This is a genomic window from Halovibrio variabilis (assembly GCF_007991175.1).
GTDB classification, from domain to species: Bacteria; Pseudomonadota; Gammaproteobacteria; order Pseudomonadales; family Halomonadaceae; genus Vreelandella; species Vreelandella variabilis.
This window is the reverse complement of sequence record NZ_BJXV01000006.1, coordinates 218,621-232,105: the sequence shown is the minus strand read 5'-3', so window position 1 is coordinate 232,105 and position 13,485 is coordinate 218,621. Positions and strand designations below refer to the sequence as shown.

General features: G+C 54.7%; 13 protein-coding genes and 1 tRNA gene. 12 read left to right on the top strand and 2 right to left on the bottom strand.

Going from position 1 to position 13,485, the window contains the following annotated elements:
- Positions 1-7 precede the first annotated feature (7 nt).
- Both HVA01_RS06825 and rfaH read right to left on the bottom strand, forming a co-directional pair.
- Positions 8-517 (bottom strand): REP-associated tyrosine transposase, encoded by a 510-nt coding sequence (locus tag HVA01_RS06825; RefSeq protein ID WP_146874212.1) that lies wholly within the window; start codon positions 515-517, stop codon positions 8-10.
- A 184-nt stretch (positions 518-701) separates the two neighbouring features.
- The gene (gene rfaH / locus HVA01_RS06820; RefSeq protein ID WP_146874210.1) at positions 702-1,220 is read right to left on the bottom strand and encodes a transcription/translation regulatory transformer protein RfaH; all 519 of its coding nucleotides are present in this window, start codon (positions 1,218-1,220) and stop codon (positions 702-704) included.
- 456 nt (positions 1,221-1,676) lie between these two features.
- Between rfaH and HVA01_RS06815 the strand changes: the two genes are divergently transcribed.
- The 12 genes from HVA01_RS06815 (at position 1,677) to HVA01_RS06760 (ending at position 13,257) form a co-directional block, all read left to right on the top strand.
- Positions 1,677-3,626: a sensor domain-containing diguanylate cyclase gene (locus HVA01_RS06815; protein ID WP_246129520.1), complete on the top strand. Its 1,950-nt coding sequence runs from the start codon at positions 1,677-1,679 to the stop codon at positions 3,624-3,626.
- 159 nt (positions 3,627-3,785) lie between these two features.
- The gene (locus tag HVA01_RS06810) at positions 3,786-4,733 is read left to right on the top strand and encodes an AEC family transporter (protein ID WP_146874207.1); all 948 of its coding nucleotides are present in this window, start codon (positions 3,786-3,788) and stop codon (positions 4,731-4,733) included.
- Between the two features lie 81 nt (positions 4,734-4,814).
- A tRNA-Arg gene (locus tag HVA01_RS06805) sits at positions 4,815-4,891 on the top strand.
- 166 nt (positions 4,892-5,057) lie between these two features.
- Positions 5,058-6,251 (top strand): tyrosine-type recombinase/integrase, encoded by a 1,194-nt coding sequence (locus tag HVA01_RS06800; protein ID WP_146874205.1) that lies wholly within the window; start codon positions 5,058-5,060, stop codon positions 6,249-6,251.
- Entirely contained in the window at positions 6,252-7,046 is a 795-nt protein-coding gene (locus HVA01_RS06795; RefSeq protein ID WP_146874203.1) for an isochorismatase family protein, read from the top strand.
- A gap of 496 nt (positions 7,047-7,542) precedes the next feature.
- On the top strand, positions 7,543-7,845 hold the full coding sequence (locus HVA01_RS06790) for a helix-turn-helix transcriptional regulator (RefSeq protein WP_146874201.1): 303 nt from the start codon (positions 7,543-7,545) through the stop codon (positions 7,843-7,845).
- Complete coding sequence (locus HVA01_RS06785; protein ID WP_146874199.1) at positions 7,842-8,069, top strand: hypothetical protein; 228 nt, start codon at positions 7,842-7,844, stop codon at positions 8,067-8,069. The genes HVA01_RS06790 and HVA01_RS06785 overlap by 4 nt, the downstream gene beginning before the upstream one ends.
- A gap of 450 nt (positions 8,070-8,519) precedes the next feature.
- Positions 8,520-8,759, top strand: a complete 240-nt coding sequence (locus HVA01_RS06780) for a hypothetical protein (protein WP_146874197.1) — start codon at positions 8,520-8,522, stop codon at positions 8,757-8,759.
- Positions 8,752-9,069 carry a hypothetical protein gene (locus tag HVA01_RS06775; RefSeq protein ID WP_146874195.1) on the top strand — a complete coding sequence of 106 codons (318 nt, stop codon included), beginning with the start codon at positions 8,752-8,754 and terminating at the stop codon, positions 9,067-9,069. The genes HVA01_RS06780 and HVA01_RS06775 overlap by 8 nt, the downstream gene beginning before the upstream one ends.
- A complete protein-coding gene (locus tag HVA01_RS06770) occupies positions 9,062-10,054 on the top strand; it encodes a toprim domain-containing protein (protein WP_146874193.1) in 993 nt (330 codons plus the stop codon). Before HVA01_RS06775 ends, HVA01_RS06770 begins: the two co-directional genes overlap by 8 nt.
- Positions 10,051-11,844 (top strand): DUF927 domain-containing protein, encoded by a 1,794-nt coding sequence (locus HVA01_RS06765; protein WP_146874191.1) that lies wholly within the window; start codon positions 10,051-10,053, stop codon positions 11,842-11,844. The genes HVA01_RS06770 and HVA01_RS06765 overlap by 4 nt, the downstream gene beginning before the upstream one ends.
- A gap of 435 nt (positions 11,845-12,279) precedes the next feature.
- Positions 12,280-13,257: a hypothetical protein gene (locus HVA01_RS06760; RefSeq protein WP_146874189.1), complete on the top strand. Its 978-nt coding sequence runs from the start codon at positions 12,280-12,282 to the stop codon at positions 13,255-13,257.
- Positions 13,258-13,485: the final 228 nt, after the last annotated feature.

The following is a 13,485-nucleotide window of genomic DNA, read 5'->3' as shown; positions in this document are numbered from 1 at the left end:
GGGGGCTTTATTCCCAATTCATATCGGCGATGTCGGGGGTGTGTTGGGTGCCCCAGTCAAGTTCGTACCAGCCTTTTTGTACGCATTGCCGAAAGCTCGACCATTCCCAATGGCGGGGGGCTTTGGTCCAGCCGTGCTTGACGGGGTTGTAATGGATGTAATCCATATGCCGCTGCCAGTCGTTTTCGTCGCGAATGACGTGCTCCCAGAAACCTCGCTGCCAAGCATTCTGGGTGCCAGGAGGAAAGAGAAATTCCTGTGAAGCGTATTTTTTAATATCCCGCCAGCGCGAGGAGTAGTCGGCGTCGCCTTCGGGAAGTGTCCATAAGCAGTGAAGATGGTCGGGAAGTAGAACAAACGCTTCCATAACGAAGGGGCGTTCTTCTCGAACTCGGCGAAACGCACGGCCCAGAGCTTCAATATTATGACGATCAGCGAGGAGAGGTTGCCGTGCGAAAGTAACGACCGTAAAGAAGTAGCTGCCGCCAGGAACATGCGCGCGTCGATAGATGGCCACCCGTGTCCCCATGACGAATATTTATATTAAGTAGTCCTATTGTAGCGCGTGGTAAGCCTACGGCGCACCCGCGTAAGCAGCGCGAAGCAGTGCCAGGGTTGGATTCTGTGCCACGGGGCGACGTTCCGCCGCCATCCGCGGGTGCTTCTTATGTTCGTTACTCTCACATAATCGTTACCACGCGCTACAACTTGCTTAAGGTCTCTAGCGGGACTTCAAGGTGCTGTGGTCGATTAAGCACATTTAGCAAAACGATGGCGCGCTCTTCGCCTTTACAGCGGGTGAAAATAGCTTCGAGGTCTTTGAACGGGCCGTCGGTAATGGTGACCTTTTCACCGGCGCTGAAGTAGGTGTGACTACCTTCTAGGTGATGAGGCTGGGCACGTAGTGTCCCGACCAACGACTCGGGAACGGCGACGGGCCTGTTGCCGAAGGTGAGCAGGCGCAACACGCCGCGCGTGGAGCGAATCGGTCGCCAGTCACTGGCGACTTGATCCAGGCGGATAAACAAATAGTAGGGAAACAGCGGTTCAGTAACAGTGACTAGCTTGCTCTGACGCTTACGCTGGGCGTTAAGCACAGGATGAAATACCTCATACCCTTGGTTGGTGAGGTTGTCGGCGGCGCGAAAGGATTCCCCCCCTTTGCATTGAATGACGTACCAGGAAGGCGTTGCACCTTCAACGTCGCTGAAACAAGCCATGTGTATATCCTTGGGTCTAGAACAATAATTAAGTATTACAGTAGCGCCGCTCGTGCATCAAGCGTTTGCTTTATGTTTGGCTTATATTGGCGAACATTGCTGCCATGGTCCGCTTCGGTAGCATGCCTTCTATGGGGGAAATCACCTGAAAATAAACGTAAGGCCGTACCTTACGCTTAATGGCACTGTTACACGGCTATCAGCGTTTTGTAAGGTGCACGTACGTATGGGTTGCTTAAGCTGAAGATAAAGGTTGGTGTTTGCTAGCATTTCCAACGCGCGGAACGCTGCTTTTTTTGGTAACTTAGTTTGGCTGTGTCTCGTCATACTGTTAACGCAGTTAATGGCCCACATCACCTCACCCCCAAAAAAGGTAATTCGGTGCGTTTTTTTCGCCCTATAAATCAGTCATATGGCTTTCGTTCTTTGCGAGGGCGGCTTCTGCTGGGATTAGCAATGACCTGGCTAGTCGTGGTGACGTTAGTGCTGGGTATGGCGTGGCAGCTAGGTAAAACGATGGTGCATGAGACCAATATGTCTCACCTACGCTATGAATCTACCATGCTGGCGGATGAGATTACCCAGCAAATAGAGTTGCGCTTTCAGACACTAGAGCGGTTAAACACAATCATCGGTGTTGCTGATGATGCAGACTGGATTAGAGATGAGCTGCGCAACAAAGACCCCCTTTTGGCCCTGTTTGAAGGGATTGTGGTGAGTAATCCAGAGGGTCGCATTATTGCAGACTGGCCCGTCGTTGTTGGCCGCGTAGGACTCGATACCGCTGAGACAGAATACTTTCGTATGTTGCGCGGCGCCCGGCGGCCCTACGTCAGCGAGCCTTTTGTAGGGCGGGCGAGCGGTATGCCGATAGTGCTGGTGAGCGTGCCACGGTTTAACCAACAGGGTGATTTCAATGGCTTCATTAGCGGGGTGGTCAGCCTTGACTCGGGCGGAATCTTTAGCCGCTTAGCCAAGGTGCGTTTGGGCGAGAAAGGTTATGCAGCCGTTGCAACTGCCTCGGGAAGCATTTTATATCATCCCAACCCTTCGTTAATAAATGCATCTGTGCCGAGCGAGGAATTTAACCCGCTGTTGAACTTGGCGCTTTATGGCTGGCAAGGGGATGGTGTTAGCGAGATTTTAACCGGCGAGCAAGCGCTGCAATCCTATGCGCAAATTTGGCCGGCGGACTGGGTCATCGGTCTCTTCTTGCCGGTTGAACAAGCACAGCTTCCGCTAGCGGGCTTTATTCAACAGCTATGGTGGCTATGGGTATCGCTGGCGCTGCTGATAATGCCGTTGCTCTGGTGGATGTTGGGTCGCGTGCTTTCACCCCTTCGGCATTTAGAAAAGCAAATTGGTGAAGTGGGGCTGGGGTACCGCGAAAACGTCAGCCTGGCGACCAATATGCAAGAGCTACAGCAGGTGGCGTCCACCTTTAACCGGGTGGAAGAAGAGCGACAGCAATTGCTCGGCAACCTGCAAGAGCGCGAGGCCTTTTTAGACTCGGTACTTAGTGCGGCGCCCCAAGGGATGTTCGTCGTGGATGTTAACGGCGATATCACTTACATGAATCCAGCCCTGTTGGACATGTTGGGAATTACCGCTGAGGTGCCGATGGAGGAGTGGATCAGGCAGATCTACGTTGACGATCGCGATGGAACGAGAGATATGTGGCAGCATAGCTTGCGCACCGGCAGTGATTTCGTGCGTCAGTTCCGTTTCGTGCGCAGCGATAACGAGCTGCTGTGGTTGGACGTTCATGCCCGCGTGGTCACGCTTTCGCAAGATGGGCATACGTTAGGTTTGGTCGGTGTTGTGAAAGATATCACCGAGCGCCGACAGCAGGAGGCGCTACAGCGCTGGGAAGCCGAGCACGATCCATTGACGGGTCTGTTAAATCGGCGTGGTTTTGAGCGCCGTTTGGAAGAAGCCTTCGCTGATTTTCAAAAAACCAGTACCCCTTCTGCGCTTTTGCTGTTCGATTTGGACCACTTTAAGCCCATTAATGATGAAGGCGGCCACGCGCTAGGCGATGAAATGCTGCGGCGCATTGCCCAGATCGTCGCATGGGAAGTTCGCCGTAGCGACCATGTGGCCCGGCAAGGCGGCGACGAGTTTGGCGTGCTGCTGCCAAGTTGTACCTTACCTCAGGCGAAGAAAATTGCGGAGTCTTTGCGCCAGTCGGTGGGTGAAATTGCGGTGACCCATGAAGGCAAGGAGTATGCGGTCACGCTGAGTATCGGGGTGACCACGTTTAGTGAGCACGATCACTCTATTGTCGATGTGATCGGGCGCGCCGATGCAGGCAGTTACGAAGCCAAAGATAAAGGCCGAAATGGCGTCGTGGTGAACATGCCGCTTGAGCCTGATCAGGCGGCGCTCTTCGACCTGCCTCATTAAACTCAACCAGCTCTTTATACGGCGCTGCGCGCCTAAGTGCTTAATGAAAAACCAGTACGGCTAAGCAGTTGGCTGAGCTGATCGACAAATCTCGCTGAGCAGTAGAATATAAGCAAGTGCTACACTTGTGTTAAAACCCAGGCTGACCGAGATTTTACTGTGAACCTACTTGAGCTGTTTGCCCGTACGCTGGATGTCACGCTGCCTGTTTTTGCGATGGTGTTTCTAGGCTTGGGTCTTAAGCGGTTGCGCTGGATCGATAGTGCGTTTGTGACGACCGCCTCGGCGCTCGTGTTTAAAGCCACGCTCCCCACACTGATTTTTCTCAGCTTAATAAAAGCCGATTTGAGCGTAGCATTGGATGTCCCGCTCATGGTGTTTTTTGCCGCCGCGACGCTGGGGCAGTTTCTGCTAAGCTGGGCGTGGGCGCACTATCGAGTAGCGCATGATGACCGAGGCATTTACGTACAAGGGGCGTTTCGCGGCAATTGCGGGATAGTCGGGCTGGCGTTAGCGGCGGGGATGTACGGTAACTATGGCCTTTCGGCGGGCAGCCTGCTGTTGGGCGTCGTCATCGTGGTGTATAACGCGCTTTCGGTGGTCATACTGGCGTTCTACCAGCCTGGGCAGGCAACAGATTGGCGCAGCCTATTAAAACACGTTGCCAAGAACCCGCTGATTTTGTCCGTGTTCGCCGCGCTGCCGTTTACGGCGCTGTCGATCCCACTGCCCCGTTGGTTGATTACCTCGGGGGACTACTTTGCTTCCCTAACGCTACCGCTGGCGCTGATTTGTATCGGCGCGACGCTTTCCGTGTCAAGCATGCGCGGCAGTAGCCAAGTGGCGCTAGGCGCCAGTTTGATGAAGATGGTAGTGTTACCGGTGCTTTCCACTCTGGCGGCGTGGATGATGGGCTTTTCAGGTGAACAGTTGGGCTTGTTGTTCCTGTTCTTCGCCAGCCCCACCGCGGCCGCGAGCTTTGTGATGGTCAAAGCGATAGGCGGCAATGTGGCGCTAGCCGCCAATATCATCGCCATCACCACGCTGATGGCGAGCATTACCGTTACGCTGGGCGTTTTTACGCTGCGTTTACTCGGCTGGATATAGCCACCAGGTTGAAGAGCGCAACCCAGTTGGCCCTGCTTAAGCGGACGCGTTATACTACGCACCCGCTCTAAGATCGCGTTAGTCCCTGTAGCTCAGTAGGATAGAGCAGCCGCCTCCTAAGCGGCAGGTCGCAGGTTCGAATCCTGCCAGGGACGCCAACGGGCTATCTTGAGAAGTCCTGACAAGGCCAAAATCGAAGTCTAACACTCTGAAAGACTTTAATTTTTTGCCCCTCACAGTTCCTCAGTATTCCTTCCAAAGCCAGCCGCAAAGTGGTATACAGTGGGGTATAGACCCCTATTCGAGGATTCTCGGTATACCCTCATGGCGCTAACTACCCGTCAGATAAACGCAACTAAGCCAGGCACGAAAATTGTTACCCTCTCCGATGGCTTGGGATTAGAACTTAGGATCACAACCAACGGCAGCCGTGGATGGCGTTTGCGCTACACCCGCCCCAACGGCAAGCGCAACATGATCAGCCTGGGCAAATACCCCGAAGTGACCCTTGCAGAGGCACGAGAGAAGCGAACCGACTTAAGACGGTTGATTGCTAAGGGTATTGATCCTGTCGAGCACAAACAGAACGAAAAGCGCGCTCTAAAGTACGCGTCAGAGAACACTTTCAAAGTGCTGGCGATGGAGTGGCATGCCGCCATGGTGCCGCGCTGGAAAGAAGGCTCTAAACGTGTCAACGACAGCAGACGTGTGCTTGAAATGTACGTGTTTCCGAAGGTTGGAGACCGCGCTATTGAGAGCATTTTACCGCTGGAGTGGTTGGAGATCCTGCGCACGCTAGAGGATGCAGGCAAATTCGAGCAGAGACGCCGCCTGCACGCCTTTTGTCGTGACATCTACCGCTTTGCCATCATTACGGGTAGAGCCAGCTACAACCCCCTTACTGACCTTCAAACGGCGCTCAAGCCCTACAAGCGGGGTAGCTTCCACCATCTCCCGCAAAGTGAGCTACCGCAGCTTGTGCGCGATATTGAGGCGTACGATAAAAGCCCCATGGTGCGCATTGGCCTAAAGCTACTGCTACTGACAGCCGTTCGCCCTGGTGAGCTGCGCAAGGCAGAGTGGGTTGAGTTCGACTTAGATGCAGCCGTTTGGAAGATCCCCGCCGAGCGAATGAAAATGGGCAGGGCGCACCAAGTGCCCCTGCCTGCCCAGGCGGTGGACGAGCTGCGTTACCTTCACAAACTAACAGCCCCCTTCAAATTGCTATTTCCTGGCCGTAATGACCCACGAAAACCAATCTCCGATGCCGCTTTTGGCATGGCTCTAAAGCGTATGGGTTATGAGGGCAGGCACGTTCCCCACGGCACCCGCCATGTGGTGGCCACCGGCTTAAAAGAGCTTGGCTACCCCAGAGAATGGATAGAACTTCAGCTTTCACACAAATTGCCAGGGATCGAAGGCGTTTACACACATGCTGAACACATGGCCCCGGATCAGCGGCCCGCCATGATGCAGTTTTGGGCGAACTACCTAGATAACATTAGCGCCGAGGTTTAAATGCGACTCAAGTTACCTGTCGAATGCCCCTATTGCACATCGGAATCCCGTATCAGATCTAGTCGAAAAATGACTGAGGGTTTTTATGTCACCTATCGGGAATGTAAAAACGCAAAGTGCGGCGCTAAGTTCAAAATGAACGAGACCGTGGAAAGCACCACAATAGATGATGTGGTGGAGAAATTCGGTTTAACGCGATTGAGCCCTTATGCATGTGCGCTAGTGATCCTGGAGCAGCAGCAGGCGGATAAGTACTACCCGTATCATAGAAAGCGCAATAACAATGATGCCGAACAAAACATGGCTCAACTGCTTAACGCGTGGCGAGAGCACGCGCTGCCCATTCTACATGTGCGCCACATCTCTACTGATCCAGAATCACCATACTCTCCCGGCCATCCTGGTGTGCTTTTTAAGCCTGGCTTTGAACCTCTTACTAACGAGCAGATTTTCGATAAAAGCATCCCGAATGCGTTTTTACGCTCCAGTATCGAGGATTGGCTGTTAAAAAGATCCATTCACCAACTCGTGGTAGTGGGATCGACCAGTGAGGGAGCGGTAGAGGCTTCAGTAAGAAGCGCTTCCAATCTAGGTTTTAAAGTCTGGGTACCTGATGATGCGTGCTATACCTTCGAAAAAAACGGTTATCACTTTGAGATGATTAGCCCTGAATGGGTTCATGTGCATGCGATGACGAACCTCCATCAAGGTGAATCTACAGTCGTGGATACCAAGCTGGTTCTTCATGCGCTCGAGCAGGCCACTGCTACCAAGAGCGGGGTAGTAAAAGGTTAGCGTCGCCATTGAGATAGGTCAGCCGCTGGTGTCTACGTGTTGTAAGAACGTCAGTTTTTACAACAGATTAATCAGTGGTGATCTATCGCTTAAGTGACTGAATTTATAGGCATTAAAAAAATACCCCTCCTTTCTAGCGCAATGTGCTGCGGATTCAACAGATCATGCAGCACATTTCTTTTGTATATATATACAGTATTACAACAGCCGTTTCTGGCCGTCTCGCCTAATCCTCGTCAAGCTGGTGGTGTCTTGAGCGCAACGCTTGCTACGTCACCCATTAGCTTGAGGAAGTTACCACATGACACACCACACAAAGACCTTTCGACTCGCAGGATTACCTCTTTCGGTTGCTCTTGATCCTTATGCATCTGATATGCCGTTGTGCCGGGATCTTGGCACAACGCCTACCAGTGGTGTGCCTTACTGATAATCGTCAAGCTTCATAGGGCCATTAAGGCACTTGGCCGGAAAGAGACCGCGAGGACATAAACCCATGACCGACACCACACACCAACCCAACTTCAAGACCGTGAACCAGATCCCGCTAGGCAATCGCCTGTTGCGCCGTAAAGACGTGGAGCAGAAAACCGGAAAGAGCCGTTCGGCCATTTATGAAGGTATTCGCCAGGGCACGTTTCCGGCCCCGGTGCCTATCGGTGGCAAAAGCGTTGCTTGGCTGGAAGAGGAGGTGGATAGCTGGATTGCCCACTGCCTGGAAGCGCGCAAACGTCAACGCCTGGAAAACTGCCCCACACCGCTACGCATGACCACTCAACCGCAGGAGCAACGCGCATGAACCAGTTTGAAGTCACGATCAACGGCACCACGCTAAAGCTGACCGCTGAGGACTTGGCGGCCATGTCTACCGCCATGATTGACGCAATGCGTACCCCCAGCGAGAAAACCTTTCGTAGGGGCTCCACAGGAAACATATTCGCCAAGTTGGTGAACAACCAGAGTGGCAGTGCCCAACGTTTCAGCAAGCAATCCTCTACGGGCATCGTCGAAACCGACTGCTAACCCCCTAAACCCTTTCCGCAAGCAGTAACGCTGCTGGGCAAACGCCCAGCGGGTAGGGGGAAGCTTTGTCCAAAAAACGCAAAAAGGCTCCAAAGCTGGGGGGCGATGGAGCCGAAGCAAAGCAAAAGAAAGGTGCCCATGAAGTCTATCAAAGTAAGTGAAATTTGCTGCCTCGAAAGCTTGCGGGGAACGCTAGGGAATGTTTATCATGGTAGCGCTGTAGCAAAATCTACAGCCGGGCGTAGGAACCCGATTTCACAAAGGCGCTACAGCGCCCCTACCATTGCAGGCGCTTTTTTCATGCCTGTAGTGCGTCGTTATGGCGGCTGTGCGTGGGCAGACTTCGGTCTGGCCGGTTTCCTTTGTGACCGGTTTCCTACCCCGCGTACGGTCGCCACCCAATCCCGTAGGAAGGATCGTGGTGACTCCAAACACAAAGGAGTCTTACCCATGGCCAATCACAGCCAAGGTGCGTACACGCACACCCAAATTTCCCCCTCGCAAGTTTCTACCGCGCTTATCGGTGCAAAACTGATTGCTTACCGTGTGAACCGTAAGCCTGAACAGCTTCACCAGTTGTTAGGCATGGCTCGCATGGCCTGCGCACTTAACGCCCTTTCTTACCAAGAACACGACCAACTCCTCATCGAGCTAGAGCGCCTATGCGTCGAGGAGGTGGGTAATGCTTAACTCACACATTCCCCCACGCCTTGAAGATGCTGTTTGCCTGACAGAAGCCGAGTGCATCCTGATCGACCCACGCGCCGATGGCGACACGCTGTTTGAACAAGCAGAGATGCGCCTGGAAGCAGTCAGCAATTTGATGCTGTCGCTTTGCCAGCTAGATACGCCAGGAGCCAGCGCTGATGCACGTGATTTAGCCAATGTGGCTATCGCATCGCGTATTTTACTGGCTGATGCGTCTGACCTTTTCCTAGTGGCGCGCAAAACCGTCAACCGCCAAAAAGCGCCTGCCAAGTGGGGGGCGCGTCATGGCTAAAACGACTATCCAAAAGATTCAGCAGGTCGCGGTGGTGGCACTGAACAGTGCTGAAATCCTGCTGGTTGAGTGGCTGCCCGATGGGCAGCGCCAGGGGAGCGAGTGGGTAGCCCGTAACACGGCACGCGCCGATGCCTGCCCAGGCTCGTTTGGCGTGTCGCTTGTCTCTGGCAAGTGGAACGACTTTGCTGACCATGACGCCCATGGCGGGGATCTTGTCTCCCTGCTGAGCTACCTGCGTAGCTGTCGACAAATTGACGCCGCTAGGCTGATCGATGAGCAGCTTGGGCTGGGTATTTTTCAACGTGCAGGCGCGTCTAACGTGCCGCTACCCAAGCCCTATGATGTGCCCACCAAAACCCAGCTTCGCCAGCAGGCAGACGCCGAGCGCTTAGCTTTGCAGGAGCGCGCCGCCCTGGCGGCAAAACGGCTTTGGCACGCGGCAGGCCCTGCTAACCCTGCGCACCCTTACTTGGTGGAAAAGGGGATCGAGCCTTACCACCTTCGCCAATCCGCGCAAGGTCAACTCCTAGTACCGCTGTACGCGGATGGGAAGCTGGTCAATGTGCAGTGCATCGACCAGCAAGGCCACAAGCGGTTTTTGAAAGGTGGCCGTGTACGGGGCGCTTATGCGCCCCTTGGCAGGGTGCAGGCAGGCCACCAGCTTTTTATTTGTGAGGGCTGGGCCACTGGCGCAACCCTTCACGCCCACACCCGCGAGCCGGTGGCGTGTGCCATGAACGCGGGTAACCTAGCCGCCGTGGCCGAAACCCTACGTGAACGATACGACGGCCTGGATTTAGTGATCGCCGGGGATGACGACCGCTTAACCCCCGGCAACCCAGGTCGCACCGCTGCCAATGCGGCGGCGCTGGCAGTGGGTGCCCTGGTGCTATTTCCCGTATGGCCACAAGACGCCCCTACCACACTCAGCGACTTTAACGACCTAGCTCGCTGGTATCGCCAGCAAAGGAACGCCACATGAGCGAGCAAACGACACGCGAACAGCAAGCTCACCTAGCCCTGGTGGGCAAGCCGACCGCGCCCAAGATCGACACCTTAGAGCGCCCCAGCTACGCCGTGTATGAAGGGCCAACTATGGTGGAAGGCAAGCAGTACCGGGCGGGCACTTGGTATCACGGCATCAAGCACACCAACAGCGACGAGGCAGGCCAGCCGTTCGACCTCTGGCTATGCGCGCCGCTGTATGTCAAAGCGGAAACGATCAACAGCGACGATGGCAGCGTGGGCCGCCTGTTGCGCTTCAAGCACCGCGGCCACGCCATTGAGTACGTCATGCCCATGGAAGCCCTAGCGGGCAAAGGGGAGGAGGTGCTGAAAGCCTTGCTACGCCAAGGGCTAGAGGTGGACTACCACCAGCGCCGCTATGTGCCTGCCTACATTGCTAGCTACCACGGCTTAACTCGCATTCTAGCCACAACCACTAAGCCAGGGTGGCACGAGCGAAGCGGGGCCTTTGTGCTGCCTAGCCGGGTTTTGGGCGGTGAAGATGTGCGCTATCAGGATAGCGGCAAGGGCGCACTGTTGTTTTCAGAGCGGGGCACCTTGGAAGGCTGGAAAAGCGAGCTGGCTTACTACTGCCAGGGCAACCCGGTACTGATCCTTTCGGTTTGCTGTGCATTGGCAGGCCCGCTGCTTTCAAAAGTCGGCGTGAATGGTGGCGGTGTGCATCTGGTGGGCGACTCCTCAAGCGGTAAGTCACTTGCTCAAGCACTCGCCGCCACGGTGTGGGGCGACCCCAGCCGCTTTGCCGCCTCTTGGGATATGTCGCGGGGCGGTATCGAGATCGAGGCATCGTCACGCAATGACACGGTGCTGATCCTGGACGAGATCAAGCGCGCCGACCCCAAGCGGGTACAAGAAATGGCCTACGCCATCGCTAACGGTACGGGTAAGGGCACCATGACCCGCGAACGGGAAGGGCGGCCCAAGCTGTATTGGCGCGTTTTGGCGCTTTCCAGTGGGGAACGATCGCTTACAGAACACGCCGCCATTTCTGGCAATGCCGCCCATGCCGGGGCAGAACTGCGCATGGTGGATGTGAACGCAGGCACCCGCACTTATCGCGCCTTTGACGACGTACACGGCATGAGTGGTGCCACCTTCCATAGAAGGCTAACCACGGCCACAGCGCACCACTTCGGCATGATCGGCCCCGCCTTCGTGGAGCAGGTACTCAAGGAAGCCGACCCCGACTACTTTTATCGGCGGTTTGCTGAGGTACGGGAAGGATTCAACTCTGAAGGCCCCCAGGCGGGCAGGGTAGCGGATCGCTTCGCCATCATTGGACTAGCGGGGGAGCTGGCGACCACTTACGGAATTTTGCCGTGGGAAGAGGGCACCGCCGCCAATGCAAGCCGCCAGCTTTTCCGCGAGTGGATCGCCAGGGTAGGCGACGGTAACGCAGAAGATCGGCAAATACTTAGCGCGCTATCGGATTTTATCGCCATGCACGGTGATAGCCGCTTTTCCAATATTGCTGCTGAGCTACCCAACTCCAACATTAAGCATCGAGCAGGTTACTTCGAGATCGAGGACGGCAAGCGCCTTTACCTGTTCAACCGTGCCTCACTGACTGAGGCGGCAGCGGGCTATGGCCGTGACCGCGTGATACGCACCCTGGAAACGTACAACGTGCTAGCCAAAACCGACAGTGGCCGCCGCCAGAAAAACTACCGCCTGCCAGGAGGGGGGAGCACGCGCTTTTTCGTCATTGATCCCGACAAGCTAGATGCAGAGCGAGGAGGCGAATGATGGATAGGCTCTTTACGCGTGAACCTAGTTTCTGTGGCAACACTGGCTACAACGGCAACGCCCAGCAACCACGCGGTTTGCAGCCGTTGCCTATTAATAAGAGAGGTGGCAACAAAGGCAACACATATCTTTATATCTATAGAGCACCTGATTTTGTCTGTTGCCGTTTTAAAAAAGCGGCTACAGGTTGCCAAAAAAAATACCAATTAAATCAATGGTGTTACCGGTGTTGCCTCGTTGCCCGCGTTTTTGAAATCAGTCAGGGGAATTATAGGGGAGTGGTTTCGTTCGTTATGCGAACACTTCCCGATTGTCTCCTTGCCGTGACCCCACCCCTTTCTGGCAGGCGCTTTTCTCTTTGCTCCCGTTTTCACAGCCGTGGGGCCTTGGCTCCACATCTTCACCCTGCACCCCAACCGCCCAATGGAGGGCCTGATGAATCAACCAGCCACTAGCACTCAGCAGACCGACCGTAATAGCAACGAGGGCCAGACTATGGAAACCGCACAACCGGAAGCACAAACACCCGCCCCAGGTGGTAAAGCGCCTGGACGCACACTCAATTATTTTGAAGCGCCTTACATAGCGATGTGTATTTCAGAGGAAGATCTGCGCGAGTGCGTAGAGAATGGGTTAAAGACGTACCTCATGCGTCGCCGGAAGCTGACAGAGGTATGCAATGAACTGGATCGCCTGAAAAAAACGCTAAGCGCGCTAGAACAGGAGGGCGAAGAAGCCGATGGAGAGTGGAAGCAGAGCTTTTTGAAAAGCTTTGGCAAACAGACTAAACCAATGCGCGATAAGGTCAAACAGAAAGCCCAGGCCAAGCTAGAAGCCGAGCAAATCAAGGAAATGATAGAGTTGCTTGAGCCACAGGCCCAGTGGATCAAAATGTATACCTATCTGGCACGTAATGCCGTAGTGGACGATAAAAGCAAACTCATCGACTTGGTGACTCACAATCGATTAATCGCAGCGGTGGACGAGCTTTCCCAAAATACGGAATGCATGGCCAAATTAGGGGAAGTCGTGAAGTATCTGTTTGAGCGCGTCGAAACAGACACCTGCAACGATCACGCTTACATGGCTACGTTAGGGATCGATGCCTGGAAGCAAAAAGGAGCGGCCTATAAGGCAGTAATGAACTACGAAGACACCGCTCAACTGAATCGCGAGGTGAGCAGGCGTCAAATGTCGGCGCTTGGGGATCTGTTTCTCAGCCGCATTCCTGTTGATCACAAGCGGATAAAGCTCCCAGGAACCGAGATCCCTGAGCGCCTGCCGTTTGAAGACTATAAAGATGGTGGCTATTATTCACCCATCCGCTTCCCTCGTGAGCTGAAAGAGCTTGAAGAAAAAATGGGCTTCGTACCAAGCCTTGATGAGCTGGATAGCGACGATACCGCCGCCTAGCGCCAATCACGCTCCTCAAGCCAAAGCCCCGCCCTGTGCGGGGCTTTCTCGTTTCAAAGCATTAGCGAGGCTTACAGCGGCACGCAGCGGCACACAGCGGCTATATGGGATGGTTGCCAAGGGATACGCCCCCAGGCCGCCGCACCCTACGGCGCGTTGTCCCCCACCCGCCTGCGGTGTTCGCTTGTGGGGCAATTCTTCATGCACCCCGCAAAACGGCCCAAAGCC

Bases quoted from the DNA above. Each gene is read 5' to 3' on its own strand.
- HVA01_RS06780 (WP_146874197.1), top strand. From the start codon at position 8,520: ATGGCCAATCACAGCCAAGGTGCGTACACGCACACCCAAATTTCCCCC.
- HVA01_RS06785 (WP_146874199.1), top strand. From the start codon at position 7,842: ATGAACCAGTTTGAAGTCACGATCAACGGCACCACGCTAAAGCTGACC.
- HVA01_RS06760 (WP_146874189.1), top strand. From the start codon at position 12,280: ATGAATCAACCAGCCACTAGCACTCAGCAGACCGACCGTAATAGCAAC.
- HVA01_RS06770 (WP_146874193.1), top strand. From the start codon at position 9,062: ATGGCTAAAACGACTATCCAAAAGATTCAGCAGGTCGCGGTGGTGGCA.
- HVA01_RS06775 (WP_146874195.1), top strand. From the start codon at position 8,752: ATGCTTAACTCACACATTCCCCCACGCCTTGAAGATGCTGTTTGCCTG.
- HVA01_RS06815 (WP_246129520.1), top strand. From the start codon at position 1,677: ATGACCTGGCTAGTCGTGGTGACGTTAGTGCTGGGTATGGCGTGGCAG.
- HVA01_RS06790 (WP_146874201.1), top strand. From the start codon at position 7,543: ATGACCGACACCACACACCAACCCAACTTCAAGACCGTGAACCAGATC.
- HVA01_RS06765 (WP_146874191.1), top strand. From the start codon at position 10,051: ATGAGCGAGCAAACGACACGCGAACAGCAAGCTCACCTAGCCCTGGTG.
- HVA01_RS06795 (WP_146874203.1), top strand. From the start codon at position 6,252: ATGCGACTCAAGTTACCTGTCGAATGCCCCTATTGCACATCGGAATCC.
- HVA01_RS06800 (WP_146874205.1), top strand. From the start codon at position 5,058: ATGGCGCTAACTACCCGTCAGATAAACGCAACTAAGCCAGGCACGAAA.
- rfaH (WP_146874210.1), bottom strand. From the start codon at position 1,220: ATGGCTTGTTTCAGCGACGTTGAAGGTGCAACGCCTTCCTGGTACGTC.